The 12,120-nt window shown below is 51.9% G+C and carries 11 protein-coding genes; 5 read left to right on the plus strand and 6 right to left on the minus strand.

Features of this window, described 5'->3' with window-relative positions; translation table 11 throughout:
* Nucleotide 1: 1 nt before the first annotated feature.
* Nucleotides 2–775: a DUF1295 domain-containing protein gene (locus tag Pla144_RS10770; protein WP_231936306.1), complete on the plus strand. Its 774-nt coding sequence runs from the start codon at nucleotides 2–4 to the stop codon at nucleotides 773–775.
* Between the two features lie 41 nt (nucleotides 776–816).
* Here the strand turns inward: Pla144_RS10770 and Pla144_RS10775 are convergent, their stop codons facing one another.
* From Pla144_RS10775 to Pla144_RS10795, 5 genes are read right to left on the minus strand one after another with little or no spacing between them, the layout of a single operon-like run.
* The gene (locus tag Pla144_RS10775) at nucleotides 817–1,872 is read right to left on the minus strand and encodes an SAM-dependent methyltransferase (RefSeq protein ID WP_231936308.1); all 1,056 of its coding nucleotides are present in this window, start codon (nucleotides 1,870–1,872) and stop codon (nucleotides 817–819) included.
* A 10-nt stretch (nucleotides 1,873–1,882) separates the two neighbouring features.
* Entirely contained in the window at nucleotides 1,883–3,184 is a 1,302-nt protein-coding gene (locus Pla144_RS10780; RefSeq protein ID WP_197530570.1) for an SAM-dependent methyltransferase, read from the minus strand.
* Nucleotides 3,124–3,900 carry a DUF1365 domain-containing protein gene (locus Pla144_RS10785; RefSeq protein ID WP_146450679.1) on the minus strand — a complete coding sequence of 259 codons (777 nt, stop codon included), beginning with the start codon at nucleotides 3,898–3,900 and terminating at the stop codon, nucleotides 3,124–3,126. Before Pla144_RS10785 ends, Pla144_RS10780 begins: the two co-directional genes overlap by 61 nt.
* The gene (locus tag Pla144_RS10790) at nucleotides 3,846–5,147 is read right to left on the minus strand and encodes an NAD(P)/FAD-dependent oxidoreductase (protein WP_146450680.1); all 1,302 of its coding nucleotides are present in this window, start codon (nucleotides 5,145–5,147) and stop codon (nucleotides 3,846–3,848) included. Before Pla144_RS10790 ends, Pla144_RS10785 begins: the two co-directional genes overlap by 55 nt.
* Nucleotides 5,148–5,181: 34 nt before the next feature.
* A complete protein-coding gene (locus tag Pla144_RS10795) occupies nucleotides 5,182–5,649 on the minus strand; it encodes an SRPBCC family protein (protein ID WP_146450681.1) in 468 nt (155 codons plus the stop codon).
* 280 nt (nucleotides 5,650–5,929) lie between these two features.
* Between Pla144_RS10795 and Pla144_RS24545 the strand changes: the two genes are divergently transcribed.
* The 4 genes from Pla144_RS24545 to Pla144_RS10810 all read left to right on the plus strand — a co-directional run bounded on the left by Pla144_RS24545 (nucleotide 5,930) and on the right by Pla144_RS10810 (nucleotide 11,658).
* On the plus strand, nucleotides 5,930–6,346 hold the full coding sequence (locus Pla144_RS24545) for a hypothetical protein (protein WP_197530571.1): 417 nt from the start codon (nucleotides 5,930–5,932) through the stop codon (nucleotides 6,344–6,346).
* A 159-nt stretch (nucleotides 6,347–6,505) separates the two neighbouring features.
* Nucleotides 6,506–7,888, plus strand: coding sequence for an efflux RND transporter periplasmic adaptor subunit (locus Pla144_RS10800; RefSeq protein WP_146450682.1), 1,383 nt, complete (start codon nucleotides 6,506–6,508; stop codon nucleotides 7,886–7,888).
* Between the two features lie 24 nt (nucleotides 7,889–7,912).
* The gene (locus Pla144_RS10805) at nucleotides 7,913–11,083 is read left to right on the plus strand and encodes an efflux RND transporter permease subunit (protein WP_146450683.1); all 3,171 of its coding nucleotides are present in this window, start codon (nucleotides 7,913–7,915) and stop codon (nucleotides 11,081–11,083) included.
* 44 nt (nucleotides 11,084–11,127) lie between these two features.
* Entirely contained in the window at nucleotides 11,128–11,658 is a 531-nt protein-coding gene (locus Pla144_RS10810) for a hypothetical protein (protein ID WP_146450684.1), read from the plus strand.
* Between the two features lie 102 nt (nucleotides 11,659–11,760).
* Here the strand turns inward: Pla144_RS10810 and Pla144_RS25105 are convergent, their stop codons facing one another.
* On the minus strand, nucleotides 11,761–12,024 hold the full coding sequence (locus tag Pla144_RS25105) for a hypothetical protein (protein WP_231936310.1): 264 nt from the start codon (nucleotides 12,022–12,024) through the stop codon (nucleotides 11,761–11,763).
* Nucleotides 12,025–12,120: the final 96 nt, after the last annotated feature.

Here is a 12,120-nt window from a genome sequence, read left to right on the forward strand (position 1 = left end):
TATGATGACAATCGTTTCTGTACTCGGCCTGAACTTCGGCATCGTGTTAGTGATGTTTGTCTTGCTTTGGCTTGTAAGTCTCAAGCTGGAGGACGCCAGCATAGTCGATCCCTTTTGGGGTATGGGGTTTGTAATCGTCGCCTGGGCAACCTATGTAGAACTGGAATCGCCTGGCCAACGGGCAACCTTAATGCTGGCATTAACAACCTTGTGGGGACTTCGTTTGTCGGCATATCTGTTCTGGCGAAACTGGGGGAAAGCCGAAGATCGCCGCTATAAGGCGATGCGTGAAAAACACGGCGAGCGGTTTTGGTGGGTAAGCTTATTCACAGTGTTTTTGCTGCAAGCGGTTCTCTTGTGGTTTATCTCCTGGCCTGTGCAACTGGGAATGCTATCTGGTAAACCATTTGGCCTACTCGACGCAGTAGGAACGCTAGTCTGCCTCTTGGGGATAACTTTCGAATCGGTGGGCGATTGGCAATTAGCCCGCTTCAAAAGCAATCCGGCAAACGAAGGCAAGGTTCTCGATCAGGGCCTATGGCACTACACACGGCATCCAAATTACTTTGGCGACTTCTGCGTCTGGTGGGGACTCTATCTGGTAGCCGTAGCGGGGGGAGCATGGTGGACAATCGCCAGCCCACTGGTGATGAGCCTATTTCTCATGCGTGTTAGCGGCGTCACGCTTCTCGAAAGCACCATCGTCGAGCGCAGGCCCAAGTATCAGAATTACATTGAGCGAACGAACGCGTTCTTTCCCGGTCCTCCTGGTTAAGGGCCTTCAATAGCAAGCTCTCGATCGGCGACCAGCTCCCGTCAACTTCTCCTTGAGGAGTGTTTCATCAAATAGTGCGCGACAAGCCATTCGTTCCCACCGCGATAGCGAAATAGTTCTGAACATGCCAGAAAGAACATCCGCCACTTCTGCAAGCGCACTTTCGCCGTGGTGCGGTCAGTCTCCTGTGAGAACAGTGGCAGAAGTTCATTGTACGAGGTGTCAAGATTCTTAAGCCATGCCTCACAAGTCCGGCTATAGTTGATGCCGTTCACATTCCACTGCGACTCGACACTCAAGTGTTCATCATACTCAACCAACAGCGCCACCGAGGGCATAATTCCGCCTGTGAAAAAGTTTTGGGCCATCCAATCGCTGGAAGAATTCGATTCAAAACAGTAGGGAGTTTCGCGATGACAGAACACATGCACGAAAAGTTTTCCTGCGGGCGAAAGCCAACTCGCGATCCGTTCTAACAGGAGTGCGTGATTGCGAAAGTGCTCGAACATCTCGACCGAGACAATTCGATCGAACTGATCGGGAGTGTCAAATTCAGCCACATTGCAGGTGACAACTTGCAGGTTGGCGAGTCCCCTCGCCTCGCACTGCGCTTCGATGAATTCTCGTTGGCTGTGCGAATTCGATACGGCAACGATCTGGGATAGTGGGTAATTCTCTGCGAGCCAGAGCGAAAGTGAGCCCCAACCGCAGCCGAGCTCCAAAATTTTCATTCCATCCTCGATCTCGGCGCGCTTGCAAGTTAGCTCTAACATGGCCTCTTCGGCCCGGTCGAGCTTGGTCGCTCCCGACTCCCATAACGCACAGCTATATTTCAAGTGCGAACCAAGCACTTTACGGAAAAAATCACTGGGCACTTCGTAGTGCTGTTCGTTTGCCTCGCTCGCAGCTTCGAGTAAGGGTCCATTTCGCATCCGCTCGGCAAACTCGCGATTGGCACTCTCCGCTGAGGAAGAATCCTCGACACTCACTTGGAGACGCTTTTTCAATAACCCGCGAATACCCAGTCGCAGTAACCAGTCTGGCAGCCAACCAGCTTCAGCAAGTCGAATCATAAATTGAGTAATTTTCTCCAGCATGAATGGTCTCTCAATCCATAGATTTGATTAGCAGTATCTGTTTGAGCCCGGTCATCTCTTCACGAAAACCCGCCTCGCAGTAGCTAAAGTAATAATGCCACATGAGGATGAACTGCTCAGACATTCCCAGGTTCTTGATACTTTCGCAATTTTCTGTAAATCGCTGGTGCCATCGAGCAAGTGTTTCGGCGTAGTGCCCACCAAATTCATCGAGGGCAACCACTCTGAGCTTAGTGCGACCAGCAACGTTTTCCGACAAAGTAGTGACTGAAGGCAAACATCCACCGGGAAAAATGTACTTCTGAATAAAGTCAACTGAGTGCAAATACCGTTGCTCACGCTCTTCAGGAATGGTAATGGTCTGCAAGGCAAACCGACCGCCCTTTCGAAGCAATGAGTCACACTTTGCGAAATAAGTACCTAAGTAGTTGTGCCCGACAGCTTCGATCATTTCGACAGAAACGAGCTTGTCGTATTGCCCACTCAGTTCTCGATAATCCTGCTGGAGCACCTGAATACGATCTGCAAGTCCTGCCTCCAAGACTTTCCTGCTGGCATACTCGTACTGAGCCGGAGAGATTGTCGTTGTCGTAACGCGGCACCCGTACTCCCTCGCTGCATAAAGTGCCAGCCCTCCCCAGCCCGTGCCGATCTCAAGCAAATGATCGTGAGCAGACAGTTCCAGCAACTGGCACAATCGTCTAAATTTTGCCTGGGATGCCTCCTCAAGCGACACATCAGGAAGGTCAAAAATCGCGGCAGAATACGACATAGTAGGATCAAGAAATGCAGCAAAGAATTCATCGCTTAGGTCGTAGTGTGCTGTAATATTGCGTTGGCTTCCCCGCTTCGTATTACGTCTGAGCCAATGAATCCAACGCCACAATGGCTTTAAAAGCCGAGCACTCCCCAGGTCTAAGCCAGTCAACACATGTGCATTTCGAGCCATTACGCGCATCACCATGGTCAGATCTGGTGAATCCCAATACCCTCGCATAAATGCCTCGGCTGCCCCCATGCTTCCTCCCCAAGCAACACTCCGGTAAAAGCGAGGATCCTTGACTTGGATAACGCCCGACAACTCACAAGGCGAATCATGCCCTAGTGCAACGATTCCTGTGCTGTCTTCCAAGAGCAAACTGCCGTGCTCAATGTGCAGTAATCTCTCAACAAGGAGCTCACGACACCATTGCTCAATTAGCGTGAATGGTTTGCGATTGCTTGCGAGCCTGGTACCTGTAGCTTCTTGAACTACCTGACGAGGTTGTCTGCTGGAGTGGTGCGTTTGTTTGGGTGAGGATAAAAGGGGCATCGTTTCCACCATAATTTCAAGGCTTGCCAATAAATATTCGCCACTATCCGGGCGGTTGACCAGGGACTGCGCCAAAGAGCTCTTGCAATCTCTCGGTCAGTGAACCCTCTCCGGGAAAGTTCCAAATGTGCTGTAAATAGATGTTCGTGAGACTGAACCGACTTGATATTCACGAGGAGTGAATCACCTGGCGCAGTACAGTGCCATTGGTAATGCATTGTCATGTCCATGAATGGGGAGACGTGGAATTCCTTGGGCTGTTCACAATCGATCGCCTCTCGACCCCTTCCCTCTTCTGGTTTCAGCAAGTAGCGATAGGTTTCTCGCCAGGGGGTGTTGGAAACTTCGGCTACAATCCCTTCGATTGCCGTCGCTTCCGCATTAAATAAGTAGTACATATTGATCGGACTGAAGTAATATCCCCAACTTCGAAGCAGAGTCAACAATCGGATTGGCCCCAGTACTTCTTGACCAGTTTTTGAATGATACCAACTGCGAATGTCCTGATCGAGACTACCGACCTCGGTTCTAGTGTGATCTTTTTCCAGGAAACTTGCTGGCCCCCAGCGGTTGCCGGTGAACAGATTGAGGCTTTTGCGCAGCGCAGGGACCTCGGACAGATCCAAAAAAGCCATCGTAACGGGATAACGAAACGAGTGCTTTATCGGACTGGTTCGAATGTGCGTAACAAATCCTTGGTACAAGCTGCTGTGCATGCTTCCAATCCAATGCCAAACTGATCTGCGACTGCCAGTGCGCTCACAACTCCATCTTCGTGAAAGCCGTTTCCCCAATATGCCCCGCAAAAGTAGGTGCGTTTTGTGCCGCTGATCTCAGGCAAGCGGTATTGAGCGGCAATTCCCTCGGCATTAAAGATGGGATGGCTATAAGCGAATTCCCGCAAGAACTTCGACTTGGGAATTCTCCTATGGGGATTCAGTGTCAATAGTATTCGCTGCGGTGAGTCAATTCGTTGAAGCCGTGTAAGGTCATAAGTCACACAGGTCCGTTGTGTCTCAGAATCTGAGATGCGATAGTTCCAGCTTGCCCAGGCAGTCTTTCGCGAAGGGAGCCAACTCACATCAGTATGCAGCACGGCACTGTTTTGTTGGTAGAGAATTGCAGAAAGTATGATTCTTTCGCGGTCATCCGCATCGGCCAGCAGGTTGAGCGTGGTATCTGCATGCGTCGCCATGACGACGGCGTCAAAAACTTGCTTTTTGTTTGTATCTGTCTCGACCACTATCTGATCAAGACCACGAGTCACCGCACGCACAGAGCAACCGAGTCGTATTCGATCTTCCAAACCAGTCGCCAAGGCCCGTATGTATCGACGCGAACCACCGGGAATTGTTTGCCAACGCGGTCGATCGCGAATTTGCAGTAGGCCATGATTCTGCATGAATCGCAAAAGAAAATGAGCTGGAAAATCCCGTATTGATTCCGTCGGACTAGACCAAATCGCGGCGGTCATCGGCAAAAGGTACTTTTCGCAAAACGCTTCACTGTACTGAGCATCCCGTAAGAACTGGTCAAGCGTAATTGAGAAATCTGCCTTCGCTAGGAACTCTTTAGCATCTCGGTTGAATCGCAGAATGTCGACAATCATCCTTAGAAAGGCTGGGCGACAAATATTTCTCGTCTGGGCGAACATGCCGGAAAGCGAGCTTCCCTGATATTCCCAGCCAGTTCGCTCACAGGTAACACTAAAGCTCATGTCGCTCGGCTGGGAGAAGATGCCGAGTAGATCCAAGAGTCTCAGAAAGTTGGGATAGGTTCGCTCATTAAACACCATGAAGCCAGTATCCACAGCAAAGGTGCGTCTATCGATCGACACATAGACCGTATTGGCGTGCCCTCCCAGAAAATCACTTGCCTCGAGCAGTTGCACTTCATGGCGCGTAGACAGCAGCCGGGCTGCCAACAGCCCGCTAACCCCAGCACCAATAACAGCAATTCTCATAGACGTGGTTCACCCCAGATTAAGACTTGATCCCTTAATGAGATACGAGTTCCGCCGCCGCCGGGATTGTACCGTTTGCGAAAATATCTTGTAGTACTTTCGTCCGATACGTGAAAATCTTTGTCAAGTCAGGCTTAACAATGAGTTTGTGAACCAGCCCACCTCCAAAAACATTGTAGTGAACCTCGTCACGACAAATCGTACCGTCACCGTCTTCTTCAAAGGTGTGAAGATGTTCCCAAAAACGATAGGGTCCGCGCATCTGCACATCCGAAAATTGCAGGGGGGGGTCCCAGCAGTCGATCCGCGATTGCCACTTAAGAGGGATGCCATGCATCCGCAACCGATAGTCGATCAGAGTCCCGACATGCATGTCTATCGGAGGAGGTGTTAACACGGAGAAGTTGAGCCAGGATGGGGTCAATCTCTCAAGTTGAAACGCGTCAGAAAAAAAGTCAAAGACTTGATTCTGCGCCGCCGGCAGTCGCACTTCGCAGGCCATACGATACCCTCCGCGACCACCACTCTCTCTCGTGAATTGTAACATAATCTAACGGTTTTATTGAATGTAGCAAGATGTCCAGTGGATATAAATGCGCAGGCTTAGATTGACCGTAACCTGTTTGCTCTATTAACTGACCAAGTTTCAGACCAGGAAATCTGTCAGGTTATCGCCAACCTGAGTTCAATCCACTTGAAAGTGCGATATCTGCCATAGACTCGGTCTCTGATGGGAGAGATAATAGAGTCATAGTTACTGTAAAATCTGATCGCCGATCATTATGAACCGCTTGCTTGCAATTCTTACCGTGCTCAGTGTCCTTACACATGCTGTGGTAGGGTGCTGCGCACATACGGTTCATTTCGCTGCCTGTCATACGCTTTCGACAAACCACGGCAAACATTGCAATCACGAGCCTTCGCATTCGCATCATAATGACTGCGACGACTCGACACCGCCAAGTGATCATGATTCTGGCGAAGACCACTCTTGTCACCATGCAAAGTGCCAGTGGTTGCCATCTTCGAATAATATCGATCGCGCGGCCGTTTCGCCGTTTAATTGTGATTGCCTTATAGGTGAGATTGCCACATTGCAGGCAGTTGACATTCTCTCGCGTCGGCCTGCAGACCCCACCCAGTCACCTCCCCGTGTGCCACTGCGCTCGCACCTTGCGCTAAGCGTTCTCTTGATCTGAATCCTGCGACTCTTCCGCATCGCCATGAGGCAATACTTCTATAGTAGCCTGCGGCGAACCACACCTGTCGGTGCTCCGCTCAGGGTTCCATTAAATCGTTCCTTTAGTCCTCAATAGTCGTATCTACATGGTCACGATTTGAGAGAAGCATACAATCACATGTCCAAGATCACAAATCGAAAGCAGAATCACTTAAAGTCCTATTCGCTTGGTCTTCTCCTTATCGGTGTCGCTTTAATCGCTTTCATCAGCCGAGATCAATGGTGGCCAGATTCGGAACAATCGGAAAACCATTCTGAGCATCCGACTACCACGCCAGATCATGATGACCATGACCATGCCGGCCACAACAAGGCGACCTCAATCGAATTAAGTGAGAATGGCCTCAAAAACATTGGCTTCGAGCCAATCACTGTTGAGCCGACCCGTTATGAGAAGCTGCTCACCCTGCCGGCAATCATAGTCGAACGTCCGGGACGTTCTCAAATAAACGTCACGGCGCCGCTGACAGGTGTGATCACAAAAATCTATGCAGTCAACGGAGAAGCGATCACGGCCGATCAGCCGCTCTTTGAAATGCGGCTGACCCATGAGGAACTTGTCGCAGCCCAACGCGACTATCTGCGCACAACCGAAAACCTTGCCGTGGTGAATCGTGAGATTGAGAGATTAGAATCCCTCGACGCCGGCGTTATTGCGGGGCGCCGTGTACTCGATCAGGAATACGACAAACAGAAGCTTGAGGCGTCGCTTCGAGCCGAATCCCAGGCCATGCTGCTCCATGGACTCAACCAAGAACAGGTCGATCAGATTCGCAACACGGGACGCCTACTACAGGCGATCACAGTACGAGCTCCAGAGCACGTTCATAGCGAAGGCAACTGCGACGATGATCACCCGTTTCAAATTCAACGGCTGAGTGTTACACAGGGGGAACATGTTGATGTCGGTCGAGAATTGGCGACAATCGCCGATCATTGTGAACTCCACATTGAAGGACTGGCCTTTGAAGATGATGCCCCTTTGATCCGAAAGGCGGCTGAAGAAGGCCGCAAGGTGAAAGCCAGCCTGCTCGCCGACGAATCGCCGGGTACTGAAGTCAACGGCCTCGAGGTGATGTACGTCGCAGATCAGATCGACCCTGATACTCGGGCCTTCAAGTTTTATCTGAGACTGCCGAACAGAATCGCCCTCGACAAAACTACGCCTGCAGGCAAGCAATTCGTGGAATGGATGTACAAGCCCGGCCAACGCATGCAGATCAAGGTGCCGATCGACTCCTGGGAAGACCAGTTGGTGTTGCCCACGACCGCCGTGGTTGACGAGGGTGCTGAGGCCTATGTCTACCGGCAGAACGGCGACCATTTTGATCAGGTATCTGTAGAGGTTCTAAATCGAGATCAAGACTCGGTTGTTGTTGCGAATAACGGAGCTCTATTCAGAGGGGACATCATTGCAGGCAAGGGGGCCTACCAGATGCACTTGGCTCTTAAGAACAAAGCGGGCGGTGGAATTGATCCCCACGCTGGCCACAATCACTAAACGCCGACGAGCAGGTCCTTCACTATGCTAAATGGAATCATTAGATTCTCACTGCAAAACCGGCTTCTCGTGATCGCGATTGCGCTTTTTCTCCTTGGCTATGGCGCCTGGCAGGCTTCCCAGCTTCCCATCGACGTGTTTCCCAATTTGAATCGCCCTAGGGTGGTCGTCATGACCGAGGCCCCCGGCATGGCACCAGAAGAAGTGGAGACGCTCATCACGTTTCCGATTGAGACCGTACTCAACGGGGCAACCGGCGTGCAGGCTGTGCGGACCTCGTCGGGCATTGGCCTCTCAGTGGTGTACGTTGAATTTGACTGGGGCACGGACATCTACAACGACCGACAGATTGTGGCTGAGCGATTGGCCTTGGCGACCGAGACACTTCCACCTCGCGTCAAACCGCAATTGATGCCGATTTCCTCGATCATGGGTCAGATCATGATGATCGGCATGACCGCTGACGCCGACACTACGCCGATGCAACTCCGCACGCTGGCCGACTGGGTTGTGCGGCAAAGGCTCCTCACAATCCCCGGGGTCTCGCAAGTGATTGTGATGGGCGGAGAGAGAAAGCAGTTTCAGGTGTTGGTCGATCCCGACAAGCTCCTACGGTTCGGTGTGTCGCTCCACGAAGTGAAGATAGCGCTCAAGCAAAGTAACCAAAACACTGCGGGGGGTTACCTCGACGAGCAGGGCCCCAATGAGTTCCTGGTTCGCTCACTGGGTCGAGTTAAAAGTGTTCGCGAAATCGGCGACATCGTCGTCAAACAACGAGATCGGCAATCGGTGACGCTTTCGCAGGTCGCCCGCATCGTCGAAGGAGCCCAGGTTAAAAGAGGAGATAGTTCCGCATTCACTCGCAATGCTTCAGGCGAGATGACAGGTGGAACCGCTGTCGTGCTGACGATCCTCAAACAACCCCAAGCAGACACCCGCGAGGTGACCAAGCGGGTTACCGACGCCCTGGAAGAAATGCAAGAGACACTTCCTGCTGATGTTCACATTCTTCCGGAACTCTATCAGCAAGAAGAGTTTATCGATCTGGCCATCGAAAATGTCGTAGAAGCACTCCGCGATGGTGCCGTCCTGGTCGTCATAATTCTGTTCTTGTTCCTCATGAATGTGCGGACCACCTTGATCACGCTCACGGCGATCCCGCTCTCTCTTGCCGTCACAGCCATCGTGTTCGCGGCCTTCGGGTTATCTGTCAATACGATGACACTCGGCGGGTTGGCGGTCGCTATTGGCGAGCTGGTCGACGACGCGATCGTCGACGTCGAGAATATTTTCCGCCGCTTGCGCGAGAATCGCCACGCGGAGTCACCACTCCACCCTCTGCTGGTAGTATTCAAAGCCAGTGTCGAGATTCGAAATTCAATCGTCTACGGCACGATCATTGTCATGCTGGTGTTTGTTCCCCTCTTTGCCCTCTCCGGCATGGAAGGCCGATTGTTCACCCCCCTAGGCATCTCCTATATCGTCTCGATTGCTTCGTCTCTCTTGGTCTCCTTGACAGTAACGCCCGTACTCAGTTACTGGCTCTTGCGTGGATCGAGTCATCCCAAGGAAGAAAGAGACAGCTTTCTGCTCCGCTGGCTCAAAGGAGTGGTCGGCATCATGATCCGCTTCAGCTTGCGCTTCGCTTGGCAGATTCTCGCTATCGCGATGATTGCAGTCGCTATCTCTGGTTGGGCATTGCTACGACTGGAGAGCGATTTCCTTCCTCCGTTCAATGAAGGGGCCGTGCAGATCAACGTTCTCTTGCCCCCCGGAACTTCGCTAGCCACTTCCAACGAAGTGGCAGCCCGCGTCGAACAACGACTCGGCCAACTCGATGACTTGACGGCCTTTGTGCGCAAGACTGGCCGTGCCGAACTTGACGAACACGCTGAAGGGGTCAACGTGTCCGAGATCGTGGCAACCGTAAACCCCACTACCAAGCGTTCCCGCGAAGAAGTGATCGAAGAAATTAGTGAAGCGCTCGCCGATATCCCGGGGATCGTGACTTCCGTGGAGCAGCCGCTGGCGCATTTGATATCTCACATGCTATCGGGAGTGAAGGCCCAGGTTGCAATCAAACTTTATGGGGACGACCTCGATGAATTGCGCCGCGAGGCGCAGCGTATTCAGACCACTATTGCCGACATCCCAGGAGTTCGTGACCTTCAAGTCGAACAACAAGTAATCATTCCCCAACTTCGGATCGAAGCGGATGGCGAAAAACTCAAGGCGTTTGGTCTACGGCGCGGCGACGTCAATGAGTTTGTCGAGACTGCTATGCAGGGGGAAGTGGTCTCGCAGGTGCTCGACGGACAGCGTACATTTGATTTGATGGTGCGATTGGGAGAAGAGTTTCGCGAGGACTTGGATGCCCTCAAGCGACTCCAGATCGACTTGCCCGGTGGGGGGAGCGTGAAACTCGAAGATGTCGCCAGAGTCTACAAAGCCGGCGGGCCTAACATGGTCAATCGCGAGCAAGTCCGCCGCCGAATTGTCGTGCAGTGCAACGTCTCGGGACGCGGGTTAGTGGACGTGGTGGACGATATTAAGGAGCGATTGCGACCTCTCGTGGCTGAACTGCCTCCAGGATACTTCGTCGAATATGGCGGTCAGTTCGAGAGCCAACAGTCGGCATCGCGACTCATCTCGATCCTGTTCGCATTATCGTTAGTCGGTATGTTCCTGGTCCTCTACAAAATGTTCCATTCTGCAAACCTTGCCTTGCAAGTGATGATCGCACTCCCCATGGCTTTTATTGGTAGCGTGGCGTCGCTCTATCTGACCGGTCAGACCCTCACCGTGGCGAGCATGGTCGGTTTTATCTCGCTATGTGGCATCGCCTCGCGCAATGGCATCTTGCTGATCAATCACTACCTGCACCTTGTAAAGTACGAAGGAGAAACATGGACTCGCGAAATGATCGTCCGCGCGGGCAAGGACCGCCTGGCACCAGTCTTAATGACTGCGCTCACTTCGGGCATCGGACTCGTTCCCCTGGCCCTGGCCGCAGGCGAACCGGGCAAAGAGATATTGTATCCCGTGGCTACAGTCATCATCGGCGGGCTCGTGACCAGTACCTTGTTGGAATTCCTGGTCCGCCCTGCCCTGTTCTGGACCACTGGAATGGGTTCTGCCCGCCGGGTGGTGGAAGAGGAACAAGAGCGTGTTGTGCTCGAAGTTGAGGAGGATTAAGTGCCTACTCACCAAATCTCTACAACCTTTCAAAGGAGTGTGTAATGAAAACAACTAGATTGTTTCGCATGCCAACAGCATCAGCTAGCCTCGCTATCTATGTCTTGACACTTTTCGGATGTAGTCAACCAACCGAGCTAGAAGGACCAATGCTGTCTGCACCTGCAGGATCTGAAACCGTTGACGCCCATCCCACGGAGGGTCCACATCAAGGCAGCCTGATTGAATTGGGTGAAGAAGCATATCACGCCGAAATGATTCACGACGAGGACGCTGGTTCAGTGACAATCTATTTGCTCGATTCCAAGGCAAAGATCAATGTGCCAATCGAAGCCGCCGAACTCACGATCAACCTCAAGCAAGAGGGCCAAAGCAAGCAGTTCCTCCTTGCATCCTTTCCCGATGCGAGTGATCCGTCTGGCAAATCGTCAAGATTTCAATCCACCGACGCCGAACTAACAGAAGCCTTGGACCAGGAAGGCACCGTCGCACAGCTTGTGGTCAGCATCGATGGCAAGCAATATCGAGGGACGATTCAGCACGAACATGATGAAGATTCACACACGAACGAGTAGGCTGGAACAAGCAGCGCGCAATTCCGGCATTACGTCACAATACACTTCTATTGCCGGAGTTCGGGTATTAAGTAGATTAATGCGTGATAGCTGCTAAGCGGTTTACCCGAAACTTAACGGTTCGCTTTGTAATCGAGTGGAAAACAAAACACCAGCATCCCATCCGGTGACAGCCCCTGGATATTTAACAGCAATTAATATCTCTCCCAATAGATAAGCGGATAAGGGCGAACCGATAGCCGTGATGGAGTGCTCGAAGCTTCCCGGTGATTGCGGAAGAAAATGCAATTCCCAGGGTCTCAAAACAAGTTCAAATTCAATCGGGTTCCGGGTGGTGGCGGTAAGGACTAGCGCGCTGACGGTCATATTGGCACTCTCGTCGCGGGCTGAAAAATATCCTGTTTTTTTGCAAATTCTTCATAGACTTCTGGTATTTAAGTATTTTCTATTATATTTTTTAGA

The organism is Bythopirellula polymerisocia (assembly GCF_007860015.1).
Taxonomy (GTDB): domain Bacteria; phylum Planctomycetota; class Planctomycetia; order Pirellulales; family Lacipirellulaceae; genus Bythopirellula; species Bythopirellula polymerisocia.

Coding starts and splice junctions, on each gene's coding strand:
- Pla144_RS10770 (WP_231936306.1), top strand. CDS start 2: ATGATGACAATCGTTTCTGTACTCGGCCTGAACTTCGGCATCGTGTTA.
- Pla144_RS10775 (WP_231936308.1), bottom strand. CDS start 1,872: ATGCTGGAGAAAATTACTCAATTTATGATTCGACTTGCTGAAGCTGGT.
- Pla144_RS10780 (WP_197530570.1), bottom strand. CDS start 3,184: ATGCCCCTTTTATCCTCACCCAAACAAACGCACCACTCCAGCAGACAA.
- Pla144_RS10785 (WP_146450679.1), bottom strand. CDS start 3,900: ATGCACAGCAGCTTGTACCAAGGATTTGTTACGCACATTCGAACCAGT.
- Pla144_RS10790 (WP_146450680.1), bottom strand. CDS start 5,147: ATGAGAATTGCTGTTATTGGTGCTGGGGTTAGCGGGCTGTTGGCAGCC.
- Pla144_RS10795 (WP_146450681.1), bottom strand. CDS start 5,649: ATGGCCTGCGAAGTGCGACTGCCGGCGGCGCAGAATCAAGTCTTTGAC.
- Pla144_RS24545 (WP_197530571.1), top strand. CDS start 5,930: ATGAACCGCTTGCTTGCAATTCTTACCGTGCTCAGTGTCCTTACACAT.
- Pla144_RS10800 (WP_146450682.1), top strand. CDS start 6,506: ATGTCCAAGATCACAAATCGAAAGCAGAATCACTTAAAGTCCTATTCG.
- Pla144_RS10805 (WP_146450683.1), top strand. CDS start 7,913: ATGCTAAATGGAATCATTAGATTCTCACTGCAAAACCGGCTTCTCGTG.
- Pla144_RS10810 (WP_146450684.1), top strand. CDS start 11,128: ATGAAAACAACTAGATTGTTTCGCATGCCAACAGCATCAGCTAGCCTC.
- Pla144_RS25105 (WP_231936310.1), bottom strand. CDS start 12,024: ATGACCGTCAGCGCGCTAGTCCTTACCGCCACCACCCGGAACCCGATT.